The organism is Actinomadura luteofluorescens (assembly GCF_013409365.1).
In the GTDB taxonomy this organism is placed as follows: domain Bacteria; phylum Actinomycetota; class Actinomycetes; order Streptosporangiales; family Streptosporangiaceae; genus Spirillospora; species Spirillospora luteofluorescens.
This window is the reverse complement of record NZ_JACCBA010000001.1, coordinates 4768882-4794071: the sequence shown is the minus strand read 5'-3', so window position 1 is coordinate 4794071 and position 25190 is coordinate 4768882. Positions and strand designations below refer to the sequence as shown.

General features: G+C 72.9%; 25 protein-coding genes. 10 read left to right on the top strand and 15 right to left on the bottom strand.

Annotation, left to right across the window (positions count from 1 at the left end):
* Positions 1-67 precede the first annotated feature (67 nt).
* From BJY14_RS22315 to BJY14_RS22280, 8 genes are all read right to left on the bottom strand, one after another.
* Positions 68-415 (bottom strand): TadE family type IV pilus minor pilin, encoded by a 348-nt coding sequence (locus BJY14_RS22315; protein ID WP_179845405.1) that lies wholly within the window; start codon positions 413-415, stop codon positions 68-70.
* An 11-nt stretch (positions 416-426) separates the two neighbouring features.
* Complete coding sequence (locus BJY14_RS22310) at positions 427-621, bottom strand: DUF4244 domain-containing protein (protein ID WP_179845404.1); 195 nt, start codon at positions 619-621, stop codon at positions 427-429.
* 86 nt (positions 622-707) lie between these two features.
* Positions 708-1292: a type II secretion system F family protein gene (locus tag BJY14_RS22305; protein WP_312879352.1), complete on the bottom strand. Its 585-nt coding sequence runs from the start codon at positions 1290-1292 to the stop codon at positions 708-710.
* Between the two features lie 783 nt (positions 1293-2075).
* Positions 2076-2564 carry a type II secretion system F family protein gene (locus BJY14_RS22300; protein ID WP_246396040.1) on the bottom strand — a complete coding sequence of 163 codons (489 nt, stop codon included), beginning with the start codon at positions 2562-2564 and terminating at the stop codon, positions 2076-2078.
* A gap of 385 nt (positions 2565-2949) precedes the next feature.
* On the bottom strand, positions 2950-4104 hold the full coding sequence (locus tag BJY14_RS22295) for a TadA family conjugal transfer-associated ATPase (RefSeq protein ID WP_179845402.1): 1155 nt from the start codon (positions 4102-4104) through the stop codon (positions 2950-2952).
* On the bottom strand, positions 4101-5174 hold the full coding sequence (gene ssd, locus BJY14_RS22290; protein WP_179845401.1) for a septum site-determining protein Ssd: 1074 nt from the start codon (positions 5172-5174) through the stop codon (positions 4101-4103). Before ssd ends, BJY14_RS22295 begins: the two co-directional genes overlap by 4 nt.
* A gap of 924 nt (positions 5175-6098) precedes the next feature.
* On the bottom strand, positions 6099-6716 hold the full coding sequence (locus tag BJY14_RS22285; RefSeq protein ID WP_179845400.1) for a pentapeptide repeat-containing protein: 618 nt from the start codon (positions 6714-6716) through the stop codon (positions 6099-6101).
* A 31-nt stretch (positions 6717-6747) separates the two neighbouring features.
* Positions 6748-7539: a Fic family protein gene (locus BJY14_RS22280; protein ID WP_179845399.1), complete on the bottom strand. Its 792-nt coding sequence runs from the start codon at positions 7537-7539 to the stop codon at positions 6748-6750.
* 249 nt (positions 7540-7788) lie between these two features.
* On the opposite strand from BJY14_RS22280, the gene acs reads away from it, so the two are divergent.
* The 5 genes from acs (at position 7789) to BJY14_RS22255 (ending at position 13066) form a co-directional block, all read left to right on the top strand.
* Positions 7789-9756, top strand: coding sequence for an acetate--CoA ligase (acs, locus tag BJY14_RS22275; RefSeq protein ID WP_179845398.1), 1968 nt, complete (start codon positions 7789-7791; stop codon positions 9754-9756).
* Between the two features lie 238 nt (positions 9757-9994).
* The gene (gene nhaA / locus BJY14_RS22270) at positions 9995-11218 is read left to right on the top strand and encodes a Na+/H+ antiporter NhaA (protein ID WP_179845397.1); all 1224 of its coding nucleotides are present in this window, start codon (positions 9995-9997) and stop codon (positions 11216-11218) included.
* 13 nt (positions 11219-11231) lie between these two features.
* The gene (locus BJY14_RS22265) at positions 11232-11663 is read left to right on the top strand and encodes a phage holin family protein (protein WP_179845396.1); all 432 of its coding nucleotides are present in this window, start codon (positions 11232-11234) and stop codon (positions 11661-11663) included.
* Positions 11664-11670: 7 nt separating this feature from the next.
* Positions 11671-12594, top strand: a complete 924-nt coding sequence (locus BJY14_RS22260) for an alpha/beta fold hydrolase (RefSeq protein WP_179845395.1) — start codon at positions 11671-11673, stop codon at positions 12592-12594.
* Between the two features lie 115 nt (positions 12595-12709).
* Positions 12710-13066 carry a DUF309 domain-containing protein gene (locus tag BJY14_RS22255; RefSeq protein WP_246396039.1) on the top strand — a complete coding sequence of 119 codons (357 nt, stop codon included), beginning with the start codon at positions 12710-12712 and terminating at the stop codon, positions 13064-13066.
* Here BJY14_RS22255 and BJY14_RS22250 read toward each other — a convergent pair.
* The 3 genes from BJY14_RS22250 to nth all read right to left on the bottom strand — a co-directional run bounded on the left by BJY14_RS22250 (position 13063) and on the right by nth (position 15959).
* A complete protein-coding gene (locus BJY14_RS22250; protein ID WP_179845393.1) occupies positions 13063-14259 on the bottom strand; it encodes a MarP family serine protease in 1197 nt (398 codons plus the stop codon). The genes BJY14_RS22255 and BJY14_RS22250 overlap by 4 nt on opposite strands.
* Before the next feature lie 216 nt (positions 14260-14475).
* Positions 14476-15162: an NUDIX hydrolase gene (locus BJY14_RS46630; protein WP_179845392.1), complete on the bottom strand. Its 687-nt coding sequence runs from the start codon at positions 15160-15162 to the stop codon at positions 14476-14478.
* A 56-nt stretch (positions 15163-15218) separates the two neighbouring features.
* Positions 15219-15959, bottom strand: coding sequence for an endonuclease III (gene nth / locus BJY14_RS22240; protein ID WP_179845391.1), 741 nt, complete (start codon positions 15957-15959; stop codon positions 15219-15221).
* A 119-nt stretch (positions 15960-16078) separates the two neighbouring features.
* Between nth and BJY14_RS22235 the strand changes: the two genes are divergently transcribed.
* On the top strand, positions 16079-17356 hold the full coding sequence (locus tag BJY14_RS22235) for a PucR family transcriptional regulator (protein ID WP_179845390.1): 1278 nt from the start codon (positions 16079-16081) through the stop codon (positions 17354-17356).
* A 12-nt stretch (positions 17357-17368) separates the two neighbouring features.
* Here the strand turns inward: BJY14_RS22235 and BJY14_RS22230 are convergent, their stop codons facing one another.
* Positions 17369-18808, bottom strand: coding sequence for a sigma-70 family RNA polymerase sigma factor (locus tag BJY14_RS22230; protein WP_218905550.1), 1440 nt, complete (start codon positions 18806-18808; stop codon positions 17369-17371).
* Between the two features lie 151 nt (positions 18809-18959).
* Here BJY14_RS22230 and BJY14_RS22225 point away from each other — a divergent pair, with 151 nt between their 5' ends.
* Genes BJY14_RS22225 through BJY14_RS22215 form a run of 3 tightly spaced genes read left to right on the top strand, consistent with a single transcriptional unit; the run spans position 18960 to position 21783 of the window.
* Positions 18960-19841, top strand: a complete 882-nt coding sequence (locus BJY14_RS22225; protein WP_179845388.1) for an SDR family NAD(P)-dependent oxidoreductase — start codon at positions 18960-18962, stop codon at positions 19839-19841.
* On the top strand, positions 19838-20395 hold the full coding sequence (locus BJY14_RS22220) for a carboxymuconolactone decarboxylase family protein (RefSeq protein ID WP_179845387.1): 558 nt from the start codon (positions 19838-19840) through the stop codon (positions 20393-20395). The genes BJY14_RS22225 and BJY14_RS22220 overlap by 4 nt, the downstream gene beginning before the upstream one ends.
* Positions 20396-20418: 23 nt before the next feature.
* Positions 20419-21783, top strand: a complete 1365-nt coding sequence (locus BJY14_RS22215; protein ID WP_179845386.1) for an alpha/beta hydrolase — start codon at positions 20419-20421, stop codon at positions 21781-21783.
* On the opposite strand, the gene BJY14_RS22210 is transcribed toward BJY14_RS22215, so the two are convergent.
* Positions 21770-22444, bottom strand: coding sequence for a TetR/AcrR family transcriptional regulator (locus BJY14_RS22210; RefSeq protein ID WP_246396035.1), 675 nt, complete (start codon positions 22442-22444; stop codon positions 21770-21772). The genes BJY14_RS22215 and BJY14_RS22210 overlap by 14 nt on opposite strands.
* Before the next feature lie 231 nt (positions 22445-22675).
* Here BJY14_RS22210 and BJY14_RS22205 point away from each other — a divergent pair, with 231 nt between their 5' ends.
* Entirely contained in the window at positions 22676-23362 is a 687-nt protein-coding gene (locus BJY14_RS22205) for a Crp/Fnr family transcriptional regulator (RefSeq protein WP_067483689.1), read from the top strand.
* 6 nt (positions 23363-23368) lie between these two features.
* Here the strand turns inward: BJY14_RS22205 and BJY14_RS22200 are convergent, their stop codons facing one another.
* Positions 23369-24160, bottom strand: a complete 792-nt coding sequence (locus BJY14_RS22200; RefSeq protein ID WP_179845385.1) for an MBL fold metallo-hydrolase — start codon at positions 24158-24160, stop codon at positions 23369-23371.
* 137 nt (positions 24161-24297) lie between these two features.
* Complete coding sequence (locus BJY14_RS22195; RefSeq protein WP_376770012.1) at positions 24298-25170, bottom strand: NUDIX hydrolase; 873 nt, start codon at positions 25168-25170, stop codon at positions 24298-24300.
* Between the last annotated feature and the right edge of the window lie 20 nt (positions 25171-25190).

The window sequence follows — 25190 nt, the reverse complement described above, 5'->3', positions numbered from 1 at the left end:
GGGGGACGGGCTGGGGGCCGCGGGATGGCTTGCGGGGGTGGGGTTACGAGGTGGTGGGCGGTATGGGTCACGGGGTGGTGGTGGGTGGGACGCCGGGTTCTGTCTCGGCGGCCGTGTGGGCGTGGACGGTGATGGCGGGCAAGCCGATCGCGGCGGCGGGGGCCACGGGGGCCGAGACGTCGACGCGGACAACTGCCCCGTCGCGATGAACCTGTACGGCCGCCCCCTTCGGAACACCCCTCTCCACCAGTTCGCGAACCGCGGTGAGCGACTCGCCTCTGGCCGCCGCCCGGGCGCCGCTCCGGGCGGCGTCCGTACAGGCGAGCTGCACGGACGCCGCCCTCACGCCCCACAGGGCGATCGCGGTGATCAGCACCAGGGAGGGGAGGGCCACGGCGATCTCCGCCGTGGCCATCCCGCGATCCCTCAACCGGCCAGATTGAGGGCCTTCTCGATGATCCGTAAGAGCATCGTCTTCACCTGCGGGCTGGTCACGATCTTGAACAGGAGGCCGGCGAAGGCCGCCGCGGCGATGGTGCCGACCGCGTATTCGGCCGTGGACATCCCGCGGTCCTTGCACGCTCCGGACCATCGCCGCACCACCGTCTTCCATGCCCTCATCAGGGCTCCTTTCGCTCGTGGTCGTATCCAGGCTGCTGTGCCGGGAGGCCAGGTGGCGGGCGAACCGCGTTCTGTGGATAACCCGCTCACCAGGGCAGGAGGATCGTCGAGGCGATCCCGGCGATGGCCGGGACGACGCCGAGGAGGACGAAGGCGGGGAGGAAGCACAGACCGAGCGGGGCGAGCGCCCGGATGCCCGCCGCTCGTGCCCTGGCGGCGGCGGCCGAACGGGCCACGCGGCGCTGGTCGCGGGCGAGGCGGCTGAGGGACGGGGCGAGCGCCGCGCCTGTCGACGCCCCCCGCACGGCAGCGCGCGCCAAGGGGGCGAGCATCGGCTCCTCCGCCAAGGCCAGCCAAGCGTCCTCCGGGTCGGCTCCTAGCCGGATCTGGACGGACACCGCCCGCAACTCCTCGCCGAGCGGGCCTCCCACCGCGCTCGCGACCGCTTCGACAGCCTCATGCCAGGGCGCGCCGCCTCGCAGGCAGGCCGCGAGAAGATCGACCGCGACGGGGAGGTCAGCGATGAGTCGCGCCCGTCTGCGCCGGCGCTCCCCGCTGCCGACGCGGCTGAAGGACAGCCAGACGGCGGGGGCGACCAGGAGGCCGGTCACTCCGCCGGCCAGGCCGCCCAGCATCACCACGCACAACGCACCCGCCACGCCCGCGGTCACCCGCCGAAGGATGACGTCGCGATGCCCCGACGCCTTGGAAGACCCGTCCAAAGCCTTCATCCCCGCGGCCTGGACGGATCTCCCCTGTGGGCGGGCGCGACCTGCCGCCCATGCGAATCGCCGCCTGGTCGCCGCGTGCTTCGGTGGAGGCCCTCCGAATCGGCCGATCAGCCGCCGCGTAGAGGCGTCGATCTCCCGGGGCAGGAGAAACCCCGATACCGCCGCGCACAGCACGGCCATGAGCGTCATCATCACTTCACCCCTTTCTCGTCGCGCCGACGACCGCGCCCACACACGCCCGGCCCCGAAAGCGCGCTGCCCTCCCCGCCAGCGCAAGCCCCTGCCTCCGCGCCATGGGCCAGGCCGCCCCATCCTCACCGCCAAAGCGAAGCCCCCGCCCAGGCCCGCTCTCTGGCGGCGCCCTGCACACCCGACACCGCGTCCCCCGCCATGGGCCAAGCCGACCTGCCGCTCACCGCCACAGCAGGGCCCCACACCCAGGCTTGGGCTCTGGCGAGCCCCTGCACACCGGTACCAAGCGCTCCGACACCGACCAGACCGACCTGCTGCTCAACGCCAAAGCGAAGCCCCCACCTGGGCCCGGTCCTTGGCGGCGTCCTGCACGCCCGCCATCGCGGTCCCGACACGGACCAAGCCGACCTGCCGCTCACCGCCACAGCAGGACCCACCACCCGCGCCTGGACTCTGGCGGTGTCCTGCACGACGGGCGGCATCGCGTTTTCTGCCTGGACTAGGTCGATCTGTCCTTCATGCCGCGGATGGCTAGTGGGGGGATTCGGCGGATTTGGCTAGGTGGCGGGTCCAGTAGAGGCCGGTGATGTTGAGGGCTGTGCCTGTGATCAGGCAGGCGAGGCCGGGGATCGTCGTGCAGAGGAACGGGATGGGGTGAGCGCCCAGGGCGGCGGCCATGGCCAGACCTAGGAGGGGGAGGGCGGCTAGTAGGCGGGCGGTGGCGCGGGGGCCCGCGAGTTGGACGGATACGTCCTGCCGTTGAGCTTCCTCGTCGCGGAGGGCGCTTGCCAGGCCGTCCAGGACGGTGGCCAGGGTGCCGCCCCGTTCGGAGCCGACGCGCCAGCAGGCTGTCAGGAGGCGGAGACCTTCGGCGCCCGGCTGCGTGGCCAGGTCGTCCAGGTGGTCGGGGGGCGGGCGGGGCAGGCTGAGCAGTTCTTCGGAGACGTGCGGGTCGAGGACGGCGGCGGCTGCTGTGAAGGCTTCGTCGGGGGTCCGGCCGGCGGACAGTTCGGCGGCCATGGCGTCGCAGAGTTCGATGATCGAGCTGCGGCGCCGCTGCGGCCGCGTCCGGCGTTCTCTGAAAGTGGCCAGTCGGGTGCGTAGCGGACGCAGCGGGTCGCCTGGTGGAGGGGCGCTCAAGCGGTCGAGGCGGTGGGCTGCCGGGGTGGGCGCCAAGTAGGTCCACACGGCGGCGGCCGCGCAGAGGACGGCTAAGAGGATCAACACCGGGCACCTCTGCGGAGGGGCGCGAGCGCGACTGTCGGATGGATCCATATGGCAACCGCTATGCAGTGGATGGCGGCGGCGTTCGACATGAGGGCCTCCTGGGCGGGCTACGCGCTGGGTTTCTGGGGCCGGTGTCAGGCGGGTCCAGGTGGCCCTTGGCGGAGAGTGGTTAGGGCGGTCATTGCTGGGTGGCTTTCAGGCGAGTGGTCAGGACGTTCGCGCCCTCGGCGGGGATGGTCTCGCCGGTGGCGGTGAAGGAGACGGCGGGGACCACGCCGACCAGGCCGTTCGGGGCTCGCTGGAGGAGGCAGATCTCGGCTACTCGGCGGCGGCCTCCGCCCGGGTCGCGGACCAGGTGGACGATGACGTCCAGTGCGGCCGCCAGCTGGCTGTGGACGGCCTCTCGGGTGAGGCCCGCCGCGCAGGCCAAGGCTTCGAGGCGGGCGGGGACGTCGGCTGCGGTGTTGGCGTGGAGGGTGCCGCAGCCTCCCTCGTGGCCCGTGTTCAACGCTTGCAGGAGAACCACTACCTCGCGGCCCCGCACCTCGCCCACCACCAGGCGGTCGGGGCGCATGCGGAGGGCCTGGCGGACCAGGTCGTTCAGGGTCACGCCCCCGGCGCCCTCGGTGTTGGGCGGACGGGCCTCCAGCCTCACGACGTGGGGGTGGGTGGGCTTCAGTTCGGCCGAGTCTTCTACCAGGAGGAGGCGCTCGGACGGGTTCGCCAATGACAGCAGGCTGCTCAGCAAGGTCGTCTTTCCCGTGCCGGTGCCGCCGCTGATCAGGAAGGCCGCCCGGGACTCGATCAGGGCGGCCAGCAGGTCGGCGCCCTCGGGCGGGACGGTGTGGGCCGTGACCAGCTCGTCGAGCGTGAAGGCGCGGCGGCGGGGCAGGCGCAGGGACAGGCAGGTGCCGGTCGCGGCGACGGGTGGGAGGACGGCGTGCAGGCGGACGCCGCCGGGGAGGCGGGCGTCGGCGTAGGGGGAGGCGTCGTCGAGGCGGCGGCCGGCGGCGGCGGTGAGGCGCTGGGCCAGGCGGCGGAGGGTCGCCTCGTCGGGGAAGCGCACCGCGGTGCGGACCAGGCCGGAGCCGGTGTCGATCCAGACCTCGTCGGGGCCGTTCACCAGGACGTCGGTGACGTCGGGCGAGCGCAGCAGCGGCTCCAGGGGGCCGGCGCCGACGAACTCGGCGCGTAACTCGTCGGCCAGCGCGAGGACTTCGCGGTCGCCCAGCAGGCGTTCCTCGGCGCGGAGCGCGGCGGCGACACGGCCGGTGGTGGCTTCGCCGCCCGTGTTGGCAAGCCGGTCGCGGACGGCGCTGGAGAGGCCGGTCACGCCGCCTCCCGGTAGGCGTAGGGCTGGAGGGCGAGGTCGGCCAGGACGGTGGCGCAGAAGTCGGCCAGGGGGCCGCGGCGGCAGGCGCGTTCGAGGTCGCCGGAGTCGATGGCGGTGGGGAGGCGGCGGTCGCGGTCGAAGGAGCCGGCGAGCGGAAGGCCGAGGACGCCCGCCACCGCGTCGGGGGTGATGCCGCCCGGGGCGGGGCCCTGGACGACGAGGCGCAGGTCGGCGGTGTCGCGGCGGAGGGCGGTGGCGAGGCCGTCGGCCGCCACGGTGGCGCGGACCTCGGCCGGGACGAGCAGGAACGTGACGGCGGCGGCGCGCAGGGCCTCGCGGCCGATGTCGCCGGGATGGCGGGGGACGTCCACGACGACCAGGTCGAAGCCGCGGGCGGCGGCGTCGAGCAAGGAGCGGACGGCCTCCTCGGAGACGGGGACGGGTTCGCCGCGCCGCCAGGAGAGGACGGACAGGTCGCCCGTGCCGGGCAGCGTTTCGCGGAGGGTCGCTGTGCTGAGGCGGCCGCGGCGCTCGGCGAGGTCGTGCCAGCGGACGCCCTCGTGCGCCTCCAGCCCGAGGAGGAGGTCGACGCCGCCGCCGAACGGGTCGGCGTCGACCAGGAGGGTGCGCAGGCCCTGGCCCGCCGCGCCGAGGCCGAGCGCGGTCGCGAGGACGCTGGCCCCGGCGCCGCCGCGGGCGCCGACGACGCAGAGGGCGGTGGCCCAGCCGCCCTCGGGTTCGCAGGCGGCGGCGAAGGCGTCGATCAGCCAGTCCTCGTGGTCGGGGAGGGCGACGACGTCCTGGGCGCCGGCCTCCACGGCCAGGCGGTAGGCGTCGGGGGCGGGGCCGCCGGTGACGAGGACGACGCCGGGGCGGCGCTGGAGGCCGGCGGCGGCGACGTCCTCGGCGATGTCGGCGCCCACGAGGATGAGGGAGGGCCAGGTCCAGGCGGGTCTCGCCTCATCGGCGCCGTAGGCGACCTCGGCGTGGGCGTCCGCGGCGGCGGCGAGGCGCAGGAGGCCGTCGGCGAGCGCGGGGTCGCCGGTGACGATCAGTGCCGCGAGGTTCATCGGATGCTCCTTCGACGTTCGGAGACATCCACCTTGCGGCGGGCGCGGGAGGCGGCGAGAGGGTTCCGCGAACTGTGGATAACTTCGCCCGTGCGGCGGGCGGGCGGTGGCGCGGGATGGATCCCCGGGGCCACCGCCCGGCCGCCTCACGACAGGGCGACCCCCGCCGGGGGGGGAGAGCGGGGGTCGCCGGGCGGTCCGGCTCCGGGGGGGTAGAGCCGGCCCGCTTTCCCAGAAAGGTCTCAGGGAGTTCGGGCTAAGCCGCGTGTAAGTCCGCTCTATGGAAGAAGCAAACTCACGGGCTCGAGTCTAGGCGGATACAACATATGCTGCCCGATCGTCGAGAGTTCCGTCGAGCCGCAAACTCGCCCGGCACGTGGCGATTTTTCGCACCTGGCGACAACGATCCGCCGGAGCGGCCGGCGCAGGGCGCCGCCCGGCCTCGACTGGGCCCCCGTTCCGGAGCACGCGAAGTGCAACGGGACGGGAGTGGGAGCGTACCGGAGAACTAAAGATCTTTCCTGTGCCTTCGCGTGATCGGCGACCAAAGGGAAATGGTCACCCTGAGTGATCAATTTCGCGATCCGAACACCGTTTTGCGGAAGTCCGGAATACGCCTCCCCCGGCGCCGGCGGCCACCGTAGTCCCCCTTGTGCGCCGGCCCGGCGGGCCCTGGGCCGTTTCCGAATGGGGCTTGTCATCTGGACAAAGAGGGCGTAGACAGGTCATACGGACCGAGTGTCCGGGCACGGCAGCCGGGTACCCACGCGCGACCAGCCGCGGGAGGCGCGTCGAGACGGGCTTGACCCGATCCAACGGATATGAGGTGCACGCTTGGTAACCCGGTGTGACGTGTCCAGCGGCGGCGTCCCGCCCAGGGACGCCGTTCGCGTTGTACGGCACCCCCGTTAGGCCACCGCAGGCCTATTCGCGAACGTCCAGCCCCAGCGCCGTAGCGAGGACGACCGCCTGGTACGGATCGATCACCGCGCGCCTCAGTTCGACGGTGAACGGGTCCAGCGACGACAGGTCGCTGCCGCGCAGGTCGCAGCCGGAGAAGTCGGCCTTGTGCAGGGACGCCCCCGAGAGGTCGACCCCGCGCAGCTCACTTCCGGCGCAGCGGGCACCGGTGAGGTCCGCTTCGCGCATGCGCACGTCCGCGAACGTGGCGCGTCGCAGGTCGGCGCCGGGCAGGCCGGTGAACGACCAGTCGCCGCCCTTGACCTTCATCAGGTCGTAGGTGCAGCCGTCGAACAGGCTGCCCACGAACTTGCAGCCCGTGAAGGCGGCGTCGAAGAAACCGCACCGGACGAACGTGCAGTTCAGGAAGGCCCCGTCGGTGTGGCTGGACGCGTTGAACCGCACACCCCGGAACGTGCAGTCGGTGAAGAAGGCGCCGGTGCCACTGGCCTCGGTCATGTCCACGTCCACGAAGAGGACGCTGTCGTGCCGCTCCCCGGTCAGGTCACGCGAATCCCAGTCCGCCGACGAGATCGTGGTCTCCGTCGGCGCAGCAGGGCGTCCGTGCATGCGATCCGCCATGAGACCAGCATGGCCCCACCAGGTGACCTTCTCAGCCGCGCATGAACGCTTCGCAGATCGCCTGCGAATCCCGTGCGGCGGCAGCGATGGCCGAGGAGCAGTGGACGATCCACCGCGCGACGCCCTCCGACGTACCGGACGTGTAGGCGCGGAGGGCCTCGGCGTACTCGTCGGCGAGTTCGAGGTGGCCGACCTCAGGCGCGACCAGGGATTTGGGGTCGAGCCCGCGGGCGACGAGGGTGAGCCGCTGTGCGGCACGGGCGACGATCCCGTCTCCCCAGCCGAACGGACGCAGGGCCAGAAGTTCGCCGTGCACGATCGACGAGACCACGAGTGCCGGCGCCTTGGTGGGTTCGGTCAGCAGCCCGCTGAGCACGTCCAGGCGCGCCGCCACCTCGGACGGCGAAGGCGGCTCCCCCAATCCGAGAACGTCCTTCACGACACTGTCGCCAGAGCGGGGACGTCCGAGATCGGCGCTGTCGACCGCGTCCGCCGCAGCGAGGACGTGCAGGCGCGCCAATGCCTGCCGCGGCGCCTTGCGCCAGACCTCTGTCAGCGTCCCGAGCTCGGCCGACACACGTAGCGCCCCCTGCACGAGGGGGTCGGACGGATGGTCGGTGGTGCGCAGCTCGTCCAGCGTGACCGAGGCGCCGTCGAGGACGGCGGAGGCCCGGGCGCCTCGCAGCGCCGACTCCGTGGACACCTCGGCGCTGCGCCGCCGCAGGACGCGGTGGCCGAGCAGCCGGTCCACGGCCTTGCGCGCCTCGTCGACGGAGTCGGCGACGCCGGGAAGGTTCGCAACATCAGCTAGAGCATCGGTCACGGCCTGACTTTATGCCGTCGTCCAGAGCGCTCACGCAGCGGGCCACCAGGCCGTGGAACGGAAACGGTTCCCCGGGGCCGGACGTGGGAAGGCCCGTTGTGTCGGGCATCACAAAGCAGGATCCGGAGCCGTGAGCGCCGATCGCGTCCGTCCCCCTGACACCGGGATCGCGGCCTTGTGGGGACCGGGACCTACCTGGTGAAGTGGGGATACCGGGCGACCCCCGCTTCAGCTAGCAAGGAGTTCGCGTTGAGCCAGAGCCAAGAAACACTGTCGAACCTTCTGCAGGAGACGCGCCGTTTCCCCCCGCCCGCGGACCTCGCCGCTTCGGCGAACGTCAAGGCCGACGCCTACGAGCGCGCCGCCGAGGACCGCCTGGGCTTCTGGGCGGAGCAGGCGGACCGGCTCGCCTGGACGAAGCGCTGGGACGACGTCCTTGACTGGAGCAATCCGCCGTTCGCGAAGTGGTTCGTAGGCGGCGAGCTGAACGTCGCCTACAACTGCGTCGACCGCCATGTGGAGGCCGGACGCGGCGACACGGTGGCGTTCCACTGGGAGGGCGAGCCGGGCGATTCCCGCACCCTCACCTATGCCGACCTCCAGGGCGAGGTGAACAGGGCCGCCAACGCTCTGCTCGAACTGGGCGTCCGCAAGGGCGACCGGGTCGCGATCTACCTGCCGATGATCCCCGAGCTGCCGATCTCGATGCTGGCCTGCGCCCGCATCGGCGCGACCCATTCGGTGGTGTTCGGCGGCTTCTCCGCGGAGGCCCTCCGGACGCGCATCGACGACGCGCAGGCCAAGGTCGTCATCACCGCGGACGGCGGTTTCCGGCGCGGCAAGCCGTCCGACCTCAAGGGCATCGTGGACGAGGCCGTCGCGCAGACGCCGACGATCGAGCACGTGCTCGTGGTGCGCCGCACCGGTGAGCAGGTCGCCGAGAACGAGCGCGACCTGTGGTGGCACGACGTCGTCGAGCGGCAGAGCGACGAGCACACCGCCGAGCCCATGGACTCCGAGCACCCGCTGTACATCCTGTACACGTCGGGTACGACGGGTAAGCCGAAGGGCATCCTGCACACCAGCGGTGGATATCTGACCCAGTGCGCCTACACGCACTGGGCGGTGTTCGACCTGAAGCCGGAGACGGACGTCTACTGGTGCTCGGCCGACATCGGGTGGGTGACGGGCCACTCCTACATCGTGTACGGGCCGCTCGCCAACGGGTCGACCAGCGTCATCTACGAGGGGACGCCCGACACCCCGAACAAGGGCCGCTGGTGGGACATCATCCAGAAGTACAAGGTGTCCATCTTCTACACCGCGCCCACGGCGATCCGCACGTTCATGAAGTGGGGCGACGACATCCCGGCCCAGTACGACCTGTCGTCCCTGCGCGTGCTGGGGTCGGTCGGCGAGCCGATCAACCCCGAGGCCTACGTCTGGTACCGCAAGAACATCGGCGCCGACCGGACCCCCGTGGTCGACACGTGGTGGCAGACCGAGACCGGCGCCATCATGATCAGCCCGCTGCCGGGGGTCACGGAGGGCAAGCCGGGCGCGGCGATGCGCCCGCTGCCCGGCATCGCCGCGGACGTCGTGGACGACCAGGGCCGCTCGGTGCCGGACGGCGGCGGCGGGTTCATGGTGGTCCGGGAGCCGTGGCCGAGCATGCTCCGCACGATCTGGGGCGACGACGAGCGGTACGTGAAGACGTACTGGTCGCGTTTCGAGGGCCTGTACTTCGCCGGTGACGGCGCCAAGAAGGACGCGGACGGCGACATGTGGCTGCTCGGCCGCGTGGACGACGTCATGCTCGTGTCCGGGCACAACATCTCCACGACGGAGGTGGAGTCGGCGCTGGTCTCGCACCCGAAGGTCGCCGAGTCTGCGGTGGTGGGCGCGACGGACCCGGTCACCGGGCAGGCCATCGTGGCGTTCGTGATCCCGCGCGGCGACGCCGGCGAGGGCGTCGAGGGCGAGGACTTCCTGCGGGAGCTGCGCGACCACGTCGCCAAGACCCTCGGCCCGATCGCCAAGCCCCGCCAGATCATGATCGTTCCGGAGCTGCCGAAGACCCGCTCCGGCAAGATCATGCGACGGCTGCTGCGGGACGTCGCGGAGAACCGCAGCATCGGCGACGTCACGACCCTGGCGGACAGCACGGTGATGGACCTCATCTCCGAGAAGCTGCCCAGCGCCAAGTCGGACGACTGACCCGGCGAGCACCCCAGGGGTCGCGACGGCCCGCGCCCGGCACACCGCCGGGCGCGGGCCGTTTCCGTGCCCGGGCCGGGGGCGCCGGGCCGCCCCACCGAGCCAACCAGGTAAAATGTCATCAGGTGCGCCGGGAAGTCTGGTCGGCAAGGGGACGTCCCGTAGTGACTGTGCGGGCCGTGGCCTTGTCCAGACGTCCGCCGCTTTCCCAGGGGTTCTCTCTATGGCGCGCCCGCCCATGAAACGTCGCGTTGCAGCGACGTGGCCGTTCCGTCCCACCGTCCGCTACAGCACCCAGGTCGCCAGTGCGCTCCGCACCGAGACGATCGGCGGCGTGGTGATGCTGCTCGCGGCGGTCGCGGCGCTGGTGTGGGCCAACACGCCGTGGGAAGGCGCCTACAAGAGCCTCCAGACGTTCGAGATCAGCCCGCACTGGCTGCACCTCGGGCACATGGACGTGCAGCACTGGGCGTCCAGCGGGCTGCTCGCCGTGTTCTTCTTCATCGCGGGGCTGGAGCTGCGCGAGGAACTGGCGCACGGCGAGCTGCGCAATCCGCGGGACGCGGCGCTGCCGGTGATCGCCGCCGCGGCCGGCGTGGCGGTGCCCGCGCTGATCTTCCTGGCGGTGAGCGCGGGCGCGCCGGGCGCGTCCGTCGGGTGGGCGGTCCCGACGGCGACGGACATCGCGTTCGCGCTGGCGGTGCTCGCCGTGACGTTCACCTCATGCCCGGCGTCCCTGCGCGCGTTCCTGCTGACTCTGGCAGTGGTGGACGACCTGATAGCCATCACCATCATCGCGCTCTTCTACACGAGCACCCTGCACTGGGTGCCACTGCTGGTCAGCGTGGCGCTGATCGCGGTGTACGGGCTGCTCCAGCACCGGGGCGTGCGTTCGCCATGGGTGTACGTGCCCGTCGCCGTCCTGGCCTGGTACTGCCTGCAGCGCAGCGGGATCCACGCGACCGTCGCCGGTGTCGCGCTGGGGATGCTCACCAGCCCGAAGGAGACGCCGGACGGGCGGCCGACGAACGCCGAGCGCGCCGACCACGCGCTGCGGCCCTTCTCGGCGGGTGTGGCCGTGCCGGTGTTCGCCTTCGTGTCGGCCGGCGTGGGCCTCGGCGCGGCGCAGCTCGGCGCGGTGTTCACCGACCGGGTGGCCCTCGGCGTGATCGCCGGACTCGTGATCGGTAAGTTCGTGGGAGTCCTCGGCGGGGCGTGGACGGCCGTGCGGCTCGGTCTTGCCACCCTCGGGGAGGATCTGCACTGGCACGAGATCGCGGGAGTCGCGCTCCTGGCCGGGGTGGGTTTCACCGTTTCGCTGCTGATCGGCGGTTTGGCCTATACCGACCCGTCACAATTCGAGAGAGTGACGACTGCGGTCCTGATCGCGAGCGTTCTCGCCTCGGCGGCCGCGGCCGTCGTCTTCCGGAGAAGGGTGCGTCTGCGCGCGCGCCCGGACTAAGGAGAAAAGCCATATGTCCGAGGCACAACCGGGCGAGCGCGTCGAGGACAAGTCCCTCGGCGAGCTGGTCGCCCTGGCGTCGAGCAGCGTCTCCGACCTGATCAGGGCCGAGATGGACCTGGCCAAGCTGGAGCTGAAGGCGGACGCCAAGAAGGCCGCGCTGGGCAGCGTGATGTTCACGATCGCCGCGCTGATCGGCGGGCTGATCGTCATCCTGCTGTCGATCGCGTTCGCCTACGGGCTGGTGGCCGCCGGCATCTGGCACTGGGCGGCGTTCCTCATCGTGGCCGGGGTGTACCTGCTCCTCGCCCTGGTCCTGCTCGCCATCGGGTACTTCCGCATCCGCAAGATCGAGGGAGCGAAGCGGACCCGCAGGACGCTGAAGGACGACTTCACCGCGCTGCGCCACCGCGGCGACTCCGGCAAGCCCGAGCTGACGGGCTGACCGGCCCGTGTCCGGGCACGACGCGTCGCTGATCGAGGTCGACGGGCCGTGGACGCACCGGCAGGTCAGCGCCGGCGGGACGCGCTTCCACGTCGCCGAGGCCGGCGAGGGGCCGCTCGTCCTGCTGCTGCACGGGTTCCCCGAGTTCTGGTGGTCGTGGCACCACCAGCTCGTCTCGCTGCCGGCCGCGGGCTACCGGGCGGCGGCCGTCGACCTGCGCGGCTACGGCGGCAGCGACAAGCCGCCGCGCGGATACGACCTGGTCACGCTGGCCGGGGACGCCGCCGGGCTCGTCCGCGCGCTCGGCGAGGCGAACGCGACCGTCGTCGGGCACGACTGGGGCGGGCTGCTCGCCTGGACGATGGCCGTCTACCACCCGAAGATCGTCCAGCGGCTGGCGGTGGTCGGCGCCCCGCATCCGCTGCGGCTGAGGCAGTCCGTCGCCGGCGACCCGCGCGGGCAGGGCTGGGCGGCGCGCCACACGTTCGGCTTCCAGGTCCCGCTGTGGCCCGAACGGCGACTGGTCCGCGACGACGCGGCGCTGGTCGGGAAGCTCCTGCACGACTGGTCGGGGCCGGACTGGCCGGACGAGCGCACTGAGCGGCTCGTACGGAAGGCCGTGCAGATCCCGGGGGTCGCCCACAGCGCGTTGGAGTACCACCGCTGGCTCATCCGCTCCCAGGCCCGCCCAGATGGCATTCGCTACGCGCACCGCATGCGCACCCCCATTCACGCCGCCACGCTCCAAGTGCACGGCGCGCTCGACACGTGCACCCTTCCGGCCAGTGCGCAGGGCTCCGGACGCTACGTGAAAGCCCCGTACCGTTGGGCGCTCATAGAGGGCGCAGGGCATTTCCCCCACCAGGAGCGTCCGCAAGAGTTCGACGCCCAGCTCCTCGACTGGCTGACCGACCCGGGGCCCGGCCGCTGAACCCGCGTACCGTGGAGGCATGCGGGATCGGGACGAGTCGGGACGCCCACGCAACGCACGCCCACGGGACGCCTACGGACGTCCACTGCCGCACGGCACGACCGGCATACCCACGATGCCCGACGACCTCGACATGCCACCGGCGGAAGCCCTGGCCGAGGCGCAGAACCTCCTGGACGCCGACCGCCCGTTCCACGCCCACGAGGTACTGGAAGCGGTCTGGAAGGCCGCCCCGGAGCCCGAACGGGAGCTCTGGCGGGGCCTCGCACAGGTCGCCGTAGGGATAACCCACCTTCGCCGTGGAAACGCCCGCGGCGCCGAGGCTCTTCTCAGCCGCGCAGCCGACCGGATGGTTCCGTACCAGGACGCCCCTCCGTATGGCATCGACGTCCAGGGAATCGTGCAGCGGGCACGAACTCTGGCCAAGGAGCCTCAGGACGGCCCCATCCCGCTCCGCCTCACCGCCGGTTAATCAGAGCAGTTCTGCGTCGTCACCGGCTTCGTGGCGTTGGCGCCCGCGCGCGCGTCAGGCGCGACCTCCTCCGCGGTGAGCGCGTAGCCGGTGGACGGCGTGTCCAGGGCCGCGGCGAAGATGACGCCGTAGACGCGGCCGTCGGTGGACAGCAGCGGGCCGCCGGAGTTGCCCGGCTCGACCTTGCCGCGGATGGCGTAGATCTCGCGGCTGACCTGGCCGGAGTGGTAGATGTCGGGCCCGCGCGCGGTCTGCCGGGCGCGGATCCGGGCCGCCCCGGGCGTGAACGGCTGCTGCTTCGGGAACCCGGCGATGATCGCGTTGTCGCGGACGCGGGCCTCCTTGGCGAACTCCAGCGCCGGCGCCTTCAGCCCCGGCACGTAGAGGACGGCGACGTCGCGCTTCGGGTCGTACAGCACGACCCGCCCGCGGTTGGTGTCGCCGTTGAGCGTCGCCACCACCGAGGAGCCGCGCGCGCCGGCGACGACGTGCGCGTTGGTCATGATGTGCTGCGGCGCGAACACGAAGCCGGTGCCCTCGATGCGGCGCGAGCACTGCGGCGCCGTGCTGACCACCTTCACGATGCTGTTCTTGGCGGCCTTCAGGCCCCGGGTGTTCAGGACGGACTCGTCCGGCGGCGGCACCTGCACCACCGACTCGCCGCCGAGGCCGTTGAAGACCTGCGGGAACTCGCTGCTCTTGACGAACCCCTGGAACGAGGCGAACCACGTCTGCGCCTGCGAGGGCATCACGTCGTTGATGCCGTTGATGATCGAGGAGCCCTTGACCTGCGTGCGCACGGGCTTGAACTCGGAGTTGGCGACCAGGCTGCCGAAGAACCAGGCGACGACCAGCAGCGACAGCGCGCTGACGAACGTGCCGCCGACCGCGTCGGCGGTGCGGGCGTTCATCCCGGTCACCCGGTTGCGCAGGACGGCGCCGACGGACGAGGCGACGAGCTGCCCGAGGGTGGCGGACAGGAACGCGACCACGATGGCGAGCAGCGCCTGCTGCGCGGCGCCGTCCACCGCGGCCTCGGCGATCGGCGGCGCGATCAGGACCCCGATGACGCCGCCGCCGACGAAGCCGACGAAGCTCAGCAGGCTCACGATGAAGCCCTGCCGGTAGCCCGAGACTCCGAACAGCACGACGAGCACGAGCAGGATCAGATCGAGAATGTGGTCGTGCAGCACCGCTTCACCGTATAGGTCCGCGCCGCTGCTTCACGTCCCCTCGATGGACCAGTTTGAGACGCGCCGGATAGCCGCGAGGAGTGACGCGCGATCGTGACGGCGGCCGCACGCACCGCGAACGGCCGTCTGACCTGCGCACGGGCACCGCCGGACGAGCAGGGCGATTTCGTGGGAAACAACGACACGCCTCAGCCGCGTGCGGCGAGGTTCACCCGCTCAGTCGCGCGTGGCGACGTCCACTCCCCGGTCGCGCGCGGCGAGGTTCACGACGTCCTCGGGCAGGTCCTCGACGCGGGAGGTGTCCCACGGCCGGTCCCAGCCGCCCGCGCTCAGCACCTGGGTCAGCAGCGCCGCCGTGAACCCCCAGACGAGCATGTCCCGGACGTGGAACGCGGGGCCGACCCTGATCCCGGACGGGTGCTTGACCATCACCCGGTTCCCCGGGTCGACCAGCTCGCTGATCGGGACCCGCGCGACCGTCGCGACCTCCCCGGGGTGGCCGGGCGCGACCTCCGACGGCTCGCGCCACCAGCCCGCGACGGGCGTGACCCGGTGCTCGCTGTGCGACAGGTACAGCTCCGGCAGCGTGCACAGCACGTCCACGCCGGACGGCTCGACGCCGGCCTCCTCCCACGCCTCGCGCAGGGCCGCCGCGACCGGGCCGGCGTCCTCGGGGTCGATGCGGCCGCCGGGGAAGGCGGGCTGCCCGGCGTGCTTGTTGAGGGTGGCGGCGCGCTCGGTGAGCAGGACGTCCGGGCCGCCCGGCCCGTCCCCGAACAGGATCAGGACGGCGGCGGCGCGGGCGGCGGGGGCGGGCCGGAACACGGGCGGCACGGGGAGCCTCGGCGCCTCCGTGCGGAAGCGGTCGAGCCAGGCGGGGCAGTCGAGGGCGGCGTCGGTCACGTGGGTCCCAACTCCGGAACGGCCGCGTTCCTTCCCGGGACGGCCGGGGGAACCGCTCACGAGAACGGTCCGGGCTTGACGAGCTTGCGCGCCGTCTCCTCGTCCACCGGTCCCTCGCCGAAGGACGGGCACAGCCGCGCCAGGGGGCACGCCCCGCAGGCGGGACGGCGCGCGTGGCAGATCCGGCGGCCGTGCCAGATCAGCCTGTGGGACAGCATCGTCCAGTCCTTGCGCGGGACGAGGGAGCCGATCTCCTCTTCCACCTTCACGGGGTCGTCTTCGGCCGTCCACCGGAAGCGCCTGGCCAGGCGGCCGAAGTGGGTGTCGACGGTGATGCCCGGGACGTCGAACGCGTTGCCCAGGACGACGTTGGCCGTCTTGCGTCCGACACCGGGGAGCTTGACGAGGTCATCGAGACGCCCGGGGACCTCGCCGTCGAACTGGTCGCGCAGCGCGGCCGACAGGCCCATGACCGACTTGGTCTTGGCGCGGAAGAACCCGGTGGGCTTCAGGATCGCCTCGACGTCCTCGGGGTCGGCGGCGGCCAGGTCTTCAGGGGTGGGGTACTTGGCGAACAGCGCGGGCGTGGTCAGGTTCACCCGCATGTCGGTGGTCTGCGCCGACAGGACGGTCGCGACCAGGAGCTGGAACGGGGTGCCGAAGTTCAGCTCGCAGTGCGCGTCCGGGTAGGTCTCGGCCAGGATCCGGTTCATCCGGCGCGCCCGCCGCACCAGCCCCAGCCGCGTCTCGTCCTTCCACTTACGAGCCCGCGCCGTCGCGGACGCCTCCGTCGCCATACCGGCCAGCCTAGAGCCTCGCGGCCTCGTCCGGCCGGACGAGAAAGTCGCGCCGACCCGCGTAATCGGGGCGGGGGCGGGCCGTCTCTCCGGGCACGACGTTCCCCGAAGGAGATCTCATGTCCGACCTCAGCCAGGTGGTCCGGCTTCCGGTGCGGCGGATCGAGCTCGACCTGTCGTTCGAGGGCGCCCGCCGGATCGCGGGTGATCTTCGCGAGCACGTTCCCGGCATCGCCGCGGAGGCGGTGCGCCGGATCGAGGGGCGGCTGCCGGAGTTCGTCCGGCCGCACGATCCCCGCTACGCCAGGGCGGTGCAGCTGGGCGTGGAGTGCGCCATCGGGCACTTCCTGGAGCTGATGGCCGACCCCGCCGCCCCGTCGGCGGACGTCGTGGAGTTCTGGCGGCAGATCGGGGTCGGCGAGGCCAGCGAGGGGCGGACGCTCGACTCCTGGCAGGCGGCGACGCGGATCGGGACGGGGCTGGCGGTCGAGCGGCTCACCGACCGCGCCGAGCGGATGGGGTACCGGACGAGCCCGGCGGACGTCGCGGCCATCGCCAACGCGGCGCTCGACTACCTGAACCAGCTGGCGGCGATCGTCGCCGAGGGCCACGCCGACGCCGCCGCGCGGGCCGCGGGCGCTCTGCGGGACCACCGGCGGCACCTGCTCGACCTGCTGCTGAACGGCGCCTCCCCGGCGGAGCTGAAGGAGGCCGCGCGCGAGGCGGACTGGCCGCTGCCCCGCACGTTAGCGGTGGTCGCGATGCGCGAGCACGGCCCCGACGCGCGGCACCCGGCGCTGCCCCCGGACGTCCTGCCGGGCCTGCACCTGGGGGAGCCCTGCCTGATCGTCCCGGATCCGGAGGGCCCCGGCCGCGCCCGGATGCTGGAGCGGCAGCTGCACGGCTGGACGGCCGCGATCGGCCCGGCGGTCGGGACCGGCGACGTCGGGACGTCGCTGCGGCTGGCGCGGGAGACCCTGGCGCTGGCCTGCCAGGGCCTGATCGGCGGCGCGGCGCCCATCCCGGCCGAGCGGCACATGCCGATCCTGGTGATGATGCGGGAGCGGGCCCTGGTCGAGAAGGTGATCGCCCGCCGGCTCGCGCCGCTGCTGAGCGCGCGTCCGGCGACGCGCTACCGGCTCGCCGAGACGCTGCTGGCCTGCCTGGAGCATGGTTTCAACGCCACGGAGGTGTCCGGCCACCTTCACCTGCACCCGCAGACCGTCCGGTACCGGCTGCGGCAGCTCGACGACCTGTTCGGGGACGCCGTGCACGCGGCGTCGGACCGGCTGGAGCTGCACATGGCGCTGCGCGCGTGGCTCGCCCTCAACGCCGAGCCCGCCGCCGAGCCCGTCGCCGAGCCGGCCGCCGCGCGCGGCGGCCTGAGCTACGGGTGACCTCCGGTGGGGTCATCCGGAGGCTTCGACGGCCCAGCCCTGGGCGGCCATGCCCGCGTAGGAGGACGGTTTCAGCGTCACCGGCTTCAGGCCCGACCAGCTCGCCTGAAGGTAGTAGCCGTCGCCGTTGGCGAGCCGGTACACCGACGGGGCGAACCGCACCAGCCTCCAGATCTGGTTCGAGCCGCCGCAGGGCGCCATGACCACCGAGTATTCGCTGCCGCCCTCCCATGGGACGCCCGCGGCGGGCGCACCCCGGCTCAGGCAGCGTCCGGTGGAGCTGCTCGCCAGGGTGAATCCGCCGCCGGTGTTCTTGCGCTTCCAACCAGTCGCCTTGTCGGCGCAGGAGCGCTGAACGACCGACGTGCCGTTGGGCGCCAGGCACGATTGCAGCGTCGTGTTCCGCACGCGGAACGGGCCTGCGCCGGACGCGGCACCGCCGCGTCCTGGGCCCCTGCTGGCGCTTCCGGGGGTGCGCGTGCCGACGGTGTAGTCGGGCTGGGCGACGTCCGCCGGAGCCGAGCTCGCCGGGGTGGGGGTCGCGGGAGGCGGTGCGGCGCGCGGGTCCTCGCCCGGGCCGCCGCCGACCGTGGTGAACAGGATGATCGCGATGCCGGTGGCGACGCCGCCGGCCACCGCGGCAGGGAGGGCCCAGCCGGGCAGGGACGCCGCCGGGGCGAGGGGCCCGAGCGAGCCGAGCGATGCCGACGGCGCCCCCAGCAGGACGGCGCCGATCGGCAGGGCGCGCCGCAGCCGCCCGTTGAGATCGGCCATCTCCCTGGCGGCCCGTCGGCACTCCTCGCAGGACTCAAGGTGCTGTCGCAGGGCACGGCTGCGCCGGCGGCCGGGACGGCGGACGCTCGCGGCGAGCTGGGCGGTGAACTCCGCGCATTCCGGACGTCCCCCCGAGCCGGCGACGAGGAACGCCTGCCGCAGCCCCTCCCGCGCGCGGAACGCGAGCTGGGAGACCGCGCCCTTCTCCATGCCGAGCAGCTCCGCGACCTGCCCGACGGGCTCGTCCTCGATGACCGTGTACCAGAGGACGGTCTGCCACCGTTCGGGCAGCGACCGGAAGGCGCGGACGAGCGCGTCCAGTTCGTCGACGTCCGGTGGCTCGTCCTCGGAGTCCGACGCCCACTCGGCGACCTCGTCGGTCACGACGGTGCGGCGGGCGCCGCGCGCCCAGTCGGTGGCCGTGTTGCGCACGACCGTGTACAGGTAGGGCCGGCAGGCGTCGCGGGGTCCGCCGCCCTGGCGCATCGCCGCGAACGTGCGGGTGAACGCCTCGCTCGTCAGGTCCTCGGCGAGGTGCTGGTCGCGGACCAGCCCGCGTGCGTACCGCAGGACCGCCGTGTGGTGCCGCCGGAACAGCTCGTCCGAGGCCTCCTCGTCGCCCTCCGCGGCGGCCGCCAGAAGGTCGGCGTCCGGCCGCGTCCCCACGCCCGCTACCACCACGCCATCCAACCCAAGGCCCGCATCTCACCACAACCTTCGGAGGTCGCTTGCTCACCGAAGGAGTAGACACCGCACCCGCGTCCGGATTACGGGGATTTGTGGGCAATCTTAAAAAGACAAGCCTGTTCCCCAATGTTAGGGTCACCGCATGAAACTGGACTCCTCCCGGTGGACGGCGACCCTCGCCGGACGGCGCGTGCTGATCACCGGCGCCGCTCGGGGCATCGGTGCGGCGCTCGCCGCCCGGCTGCACGAACGCGGCGCGCGCGTGGCGCTCGCCGGGCTGGAGCCCGAACTCCTCTCGGACGTCGCCGCCGCCTGCGGAACGGCGCCCTGGTGGACGTGCGACGTCACCGACCGCGGCACGGTCGAGGACGTCGTCGGCAGCGCCGTCCAGGAGCTGGGCGGCCTGGACGTGGTCGTCGCCAACGCCGGCGTGGCCGCGCAGATGCCGGTCCTTGGCGGCGACCCGTCCGTCATGGAGCAGAGCCTGCGGGTCAACGTGCTGGGCGTCTACAACACGCTTCGCGCTGCCGGGCCCCACGTCAGCCATGAGCGCGGTTACGCTCTGGCCGTGTCCTCCCTGGCCGCGGCCGTCAACGCGCCCCTCCTGGGCGCCTACAGCGCGTCCAAGGCCGCGGTGGAGGCGCTGGGCAACACGCTGCGGGCCGAACTGCGCCCGTGGGGCGCCAAGGCCGGCGTCGCGTACTTCGCCGAGCTCGACACCGACATGACGCGCCGCGGATTCGGCACCGAGGCCGCGTCCGCCATGATGGAGGCGACCCCCCGGAGCAGCATGATCTTCGGCGTCACGCCGCTGGAGGTGGGGATCGGCGCGCTCGAACGCGGGATCGCCCGCCGGTCCCGGCGGATCGTCGCCCCCTGGTGGGTGGGCGCCGTCCTGCCGGCCCGGATGGCCGTGCAGCCGGTCGCCGACCGCGCCGTCCAGCGCGGGCTGCGCGACATCCTGGAGGTCGCCAGGAACGAGCCGGTCGAACTGACCACGCCGCAGCCGGATCCCGAGCGGTGACGGCGCCCCGCGCCACTCCCGGCGGGATCCGCGAGGTGGGGGTGGTCAACTGGCTCGCCTGCCGCGCCGCGGGCCGGGCCGCCGGGACCGGGCCGCCGAACCTGTTCCTGACCCTGGCGCGGCGCCGCGGGCTGTTCCGCGGCTGGCTGTGGTTCGCCGGACACCTCATGCCCGGCGGCACCCTGCCGCGCCGCGACACCGAACTGGTGATCCTGCGCGTCGCCCACCTGCGCGACTGCCGCTACGAGTTCGGCCACCACGTCCGGCTCGCGCGCCGCGCGGGCGTGCGCGAGCCGGACGTGGAACGCCTCAAGGCCGGCCCGGACGCCGGCGGGTGGACGCCGCGCGAGCGCGCGATCCTCACCGCCGCCGACCGCCTCCACGCCGAGCAGGACCTGGACGACGAGACCTGGACGCGGCTGCGCACCCACCTCACCGAGGCCGAGTGCGTCGAGCTGACCATGCTCGCCGCCCACTACGCGATGCTCGCGACCGTGATCACGACGCTGCGCGTCCAGCCCGACCGGCCCCGCCGCCCCGCCGGAGGCCGCTGACCGGCACGTCCGAGGAGTCCCCCATGCGCACCCGAGCCCTCGCGATCACCCTGACCCTCGCCACGACCTCCGCGGGACTCGCCGCCCCGGCCCACGCGGCCGGCGGGCCGGCCGGACGGGCGGTCCGCTTCACCGACGCCGGCGGCGTCCACGTCGTGAACGTGCGGCGCGTCGACGACCGCCAGTACGCGCTGCGCGTCAGCACGGCCGCACTGGGGCGGGCCGTCGACGTGCGCGTCCTGCTGCCGACCGGCTACGACCGCGGTCCCCGCGCCCGGTTCCCCGTCCTGTACCTGTTCCACGGGACGTCCGGGCGCGCCTCCGACTGGGTCGACCGCGGCGACGCCGAGCGGACCACCGCCGGACGGCCGCTGATCACCGTCATGCCGGACGGGGGCTTCGACGGCAACGGCGGCGGCTGGTACACCGACTGGGCCGACCCGCGCACCCGGCTCGGGCCCTCCAGGTGGGAGACCTTCCACGTCAACCAGCTCATCCCCTGGATCGACCGGAACCTGCGCACCGTTCCAGGGCGGGAGGGCCGGGCCATCGCGGGTCTGTCGCAGGGCGGCTTCGGGGCGATGAGCTACGCCGCCCGCCATCCCGAGCTCTTCGTGTCCGCCGCCTCGTTCTCAGGCGCGCCCGACATCGCTCACGACCCGATCGTCTCCGTCGGCGCGACCGGCGTCGTGTCCTACGTCGCGGCCGCCGGCGACGGCGTGCACCCCGACGCGATCTTCGGTTCCCGGCTCGGGAACGCGATCAACTGGCGCGGCCACGACCCGGCGACCCTCGCGCCCAACCTGCGCGGGATGCGGCTCGCGCTCCACACCGCCACCGGCGTCCCGGGCCCGCTCGACCCGCCCGTCCCCGACCCGGCCGCGATGGGCATCGAGGCCCTCACGCACGCCTCCACCGTCAGCTTCCACCGGCGGCTGGACGCGCTGGAGATCCCCAGCCACTACGACGACTACGTGCTCGGCACCCACACGTTCCCGTACTGGGCCCGCGACCTGCGGCGGCACATCGGCCCGCTGATGCGGACCTTCGCCGCCCCGCCGCGCCCGCCCGCGAAGGTCTCCTACCTGTCGGCCGACCCGGCCTGGACGCAGTGGGGCTGGACGGTCTCGCTCAAGCCGTCGAAGGCGCGGCGGTTCAGCGCGCTGACGGACGCCTCCGCCACCGGGTTCGCCCTGCGCGCCGCCGGTACCGCCACCGTCACGACCCCCGCGTCCTACCGTCCCGGCACACGCGTCGTCATCGCTGTAACGCGCGGGAGGACGCGCACGGCCTTCAGAACCGCCGCCGGCCCGTCCGGGCGGCTCACCTTCACAATGCCGCCCGCACGCGGCACCACGACCACGCTGGTCACGATCAGCCGTCCATGACCCCCGAGCGCAGCAGGAGCCGCACGTGCTCGATGACCGGGGCCCTGATCGCGCGCAGCGCCTCCATGTCGCCCGCCGCGATGGCCGGAGTCACCATCGAGCTCACCGCCGCCACGATCACCTCGCACGCGAACCGGCCGGCGTCGCCCGTCACGCCCATGAGGTCGGCGAGGCTCGCCGCGAGATCGCGCTGGACGCGCGTCCGCCGCCGGACCGCCTCCGGGCCCGCCGCGAACACCTCCACCAGGAACAGCCGCGCGTACGCCGGTTCGGCCGCCAGCGCCTCCAGGTAGGCGGTCATGACGCGCTCGAACCGTTCGCCCGCGTCGCCCTCGCCCTGCGCCGGCCCCTGCCCGGGGGCGTCGCCCTCGCCCTGCATCGCCTCCTCCAGCTGGAGGTACAGCAGCAGGCCCGCCTGGTCGAAGGCGGCCATGAAGCAGTCGAGCTTGGACGTGAACAGCGCGTAGAAGCTCTGCCGTGACACCCTGGCCCGTTTCAGGACGTCCTCCACCGACGTCCCGACGAACCCCTTCTCCGCCATCGCCTGGGCCATGGCGCCGCACAGGCGGTCGCGGTGCACCCGCTCGACCTCCGCGCGCGACAGCGCGTGGCGCCCCCTGGGGAGGCGGCGCGGGGTGGGCTCGGGCTCGGACCTCTGCATCCGCTCAGGTTAGGGCACGGGCGCTACCCTGCCCGGGCCATCCCGTAACGGGCGATGAGACCGGTGTGACGGCATTCACCCGGCGGTCCGTACACTGGGCGAACGGGACCGCGGCCGCCCCCCGGGACGGATCACCCCTGGTCCCGCGTTTCGGCGCGCCGTGACCCTGCCTTCACGTACGCGGTGGGACGTACGTCACACTAGGCAAGTAGGTGTTCGAGGAGGAATAGCGTGACCGATCGCGACGTGGACGTTCTGAGCAGAGCCCCGCTCTTCGAGGCTCTCGACGAGCAGGGTGCCAAGGCGCTGCGCGCCAACGTGACCGAGGTGCGTCTCGCCCGCGGACAGACGCTGTTCAACGAGGGCGAGACCGGGGACCGGCTCTACGTCGTCCTCGAAGGAAAGATCAAGCTGACCCGCACGGCGCCGGACGGGCGCGAGAACCTGCTGAGCGTGCTCGGCCCGAGCGAGATGTTCGGCGAGCTGTCGCTGTTCGACCCGCGCCCCCGCACCGCCAGCGCCATCGCGGTCACCGAGTGCCGCCTCGCCGGGCTCGGCCACGACGACCTGCGGCCCTGGCTCACCGGCCACCCCGAGGTCGCCGTGCAGCTGCTCCGCGCCCTCGCGCAGCGGCTCCGCAAGACCAACGACGTGATGGCCGACCTGGTCTTCACCGACGTGCCCGGACGCGTCGCCAAGGCGCTGCTCGACCTCGCGGAGCGCTTCGGCCAGCCGTCGGAGGCGGGCCTGCACGTCCACCACGACCTCACCCAGGAGGAGCTGGCGCAGCTCGTCGGCGCGTCCCGCGAGACGGTCAACAAGGCCCTCGCCGACTTCGCCCAGCGCAACTGGCTGCGCATCGAGGCCCGCGCCGTGGTGATCCTCGACATCGAGCGGCTCCGCAAGCGCTCGAAGTAGGGGGAGTCAGCCGGTCCCGCGCTCGGCGAGGTAGTCGAGCTGGGACTGGACCGACCACTCGGCCGCGGGCCACAGGGCCTTGTCCACGTCGGCGTAGACGCGCTCGACGACCTCCCGGGCGGTGCGGGCGCCCGCGGCGACCGCGGCCTCGACCTGGGCGAGGCGCTCGCGGCGGTGGTCGATGTAGTGGTCGAGGACGGCGATGGGGTCGTCCAGCTTGGGCCCGTGACCGGGGAGGATCGTCGCGGCGCCCCGGTCGGCGGAGAACCGGCGGAGCCGGTCGAGCGAGCCGAGGTAGTCGCCGAGCCTCCCCTCCAGCACGGTCGTCCCGTACCCGAGGACGGTGTCGCCGGTGAGGACGGCGCCGTCGGCCGGAAGCCAGAACGTCAGCGAGTCGTCGCTGTGCCCCGGCGTCTCCATGATCCGCAGCTCCAGGCCGCCCGTGGTGACGACGTCGCCCTCCGCGAGGCCCTCGGCGCCGAGCCGGTGCCGGGGGTCCAGCGCCCGCACCGCGACCCCGCCGCCCGCCATCCTCGCGAACTTCCCGGCGCCCGCGGAGTGGTCCGGGTGCCCGTGCGTGAGCAGGACGAGACCGACCCGCCGCCCCTGCGCCTCCACCGTCTCCAGGACGCGCCGCAGGTGCTCGCCGTCCTTCGGCCCGGGGTCGACGACGACGGCCTCGGCGGCACCGGGCTCGGCGATGATCCAGGTGTTGGTGCCGTCCAGGGTCATGGCGGACGGGTTCGGGGCGAGCACACAGGTCGCCCGCTCGGTACCCATCCCGTCGATCTCCGTCATGTCCCCTATCCTGCCCGAGGCGCGATCGGGGTGACGGGCGGGGTTCCAGCCGAGACGCTCCAGCCGCCGGAGCGCGGAGGTGCCCGCCAGCCGCCACAGGACGGCCTGGCTGAGCGGCACCCGGCGGCGCACGTCCGTCAGCCCTGCGGGTAGTGCCGCGCGACGCCCTCGGGCAGGACGAGGTAGGCGTCGCCGTCGATGATCTCCGCGACCGGCTCGTGCACGACGATCTCGCGCCGCGCGGCCAGCACGTCGGCCACCGTCGCGAACTCGGCGAGCTCGGCGAGCGTCGCGATCGTCGGCGGCAGCATCATCCACTCGCCGCGCGCGGCCCGCTCGGCCGCCTCCGCCGGGCTCACCCAGGCCACCTGGTCGGCCTCGGTGCTGACGTCCCTGGCCCGCTGCCCCGCCGGCATCGCGGCGACGAAGAACCGGGTGTCGTAGCGCTTACGTTCGATCTTGGGGGTGATCCAGTGCGCCCACGGGCGCAGCAGGTCCGAGCGCAGCACGAGACCGCGCCGGTCGAGGAACCCCCCGAACGACTGGGAGCGGTCCAGCAGCGCCTGCCGGTCGGCCTCCCAGTCGTCGCCGCGCGTGTCGTCCACGACCGTCTCCCCGGTCGGGCCGGCGAGCAGCACGAGCGTCTCCTCGAACGTCTCCCGGACCGCCGCGCAGACCAGCTCGCGGGCCAGCGTCTCGTCGGCGCCGAACGCCTTGCCCCACTCGGCGGGGGACGGCCCGGACCACGCCAGCGCCGCCTCCCCGTCGCGCGGGTCGACCGAGCCGCCGGGGAACACGTAGGCGCCGGGCGCGAACGCCATCGACCGGACGCGGCGCAGCATGAACGCCTGCAACCCGTGCTCGTCGTGGTCGCGCAGCACGACCACCGTCGCCGCGTGCTTGGCGGCCACCGGCTCGGTCCGGCCTTCCAGGATGTCCTCGACCTGCCCCCGGAACGATTCGGGCAGCTTGAGTCCGTTGGTGTTCCCCATGGCGAGCCATTCGGACATACCGAATGGCGTTCCGTCAA

Bases quoted from the DNA above. Each gene is read 5' to 3' on its own strand.
- BJY14_RS22200 (WP_179845385.1), bottom strand. From the start codon at position 24,160: ATGACGGAGATCGACGGGATGGGTACCGAGCGGGCGACCTGTGTGCTC.
- BJY14_RS22215 (WP_179845386.1), top strand. From the start codon at position 20,419: ATGCGCACCCGAGCCCTCGCGATCACCCTGACCCTCGCCACGACCTCC.
- BJY14_RS22285 (WP_179845400.1), bottom strand. From the start codon at position 6,716: ATGGCGGATCGCATGCACGGACGCCCTGCTGCGCCGACGGAGACCACG.
- BJY14_RS22195 (WP_376770012.1), bottom strand. From the start codon at position 25,170: ATGTCCGAATGGCTCGCCATGGGGAACACCAACGGACTCAAGCTGCCC.
- BJY14_RS22315 (WP_179845405.1), bottom strand. From the start codon at position 415: ATGGCCACGGCGGAGATCGCCGTGGCCCTCCCCTCCCTGGTGCTGATC.
- nhaA (WP_179845397.1), top strand. From the start codon at position 9,995: ATGAAACGTCGCGTTGCAGCGACGTGGCCGTTCCGTCCCACCGTCCGC.
- BJY14_RS22255 (WP_246396039.1), top strand. From the start codon at position 12,710: ATGCCCGACGACCTCGACATGCCACCGGCGGAAGCCCTGGCCGAGGCG.
- ssd (WP_179845401.1), bottom strand. From the start codon at position 5,174: ATGAACCTCGCGGCACTGATCGTCACCGGCGACCCCGCGCTCGCCGAC.
- BJY14_RS22235 (WP_179845390.1), top strand. From the start codon at position 16,079: ATGTCCGACCTCAGCCAGGTGGTCCGGCTTCCGGTGCGGCGGATCGAG.
- BJY14_RS22300 (WP_246396040.1), bottom strand. From the start codon at position 2,564: ATGGCCGCCGAACTGTCCGCCGGCCGGACCCCCGACGAAGCCTTCACA.
- BJY14_RS22225 (WP_179845388.1), top strand. From the start codon at position 18,960: ATGAAACTGGACTCCTCCCGGTGGACGGCGACCCTCGCCGGACGGCGC.
- BJY14_RS22310 (WP_179845404.1), bottom strand. From the start codon at position 621: ATGAGGGCATGGAAGACGGTGGTGCGGCGATGGTCCGGAGCGTGCAAG.
- nth (WP_179845391.1), bottom strand. From the start codon at position 15,959: ATGGCGACGGAGGCGTCCGCGACGGCGCGGGCTCGTAAGTGGAAGGAC.
- BJY14_RS22265 (WP_179845396.1), top strand. From the start codon at position 11,232: ATGTCCGAGGCACAACCGGGCGAGCGCGTCGAGGACAAGTCCCTCGGC.
- BJY14_RS22210 (WP_246396035.1), bottom strand. From the start codon at position 22,444: ATGCAGAGGTCCGAGCCCGAGCCCACCCCGCGCCGCCTCCCCAGGGGG.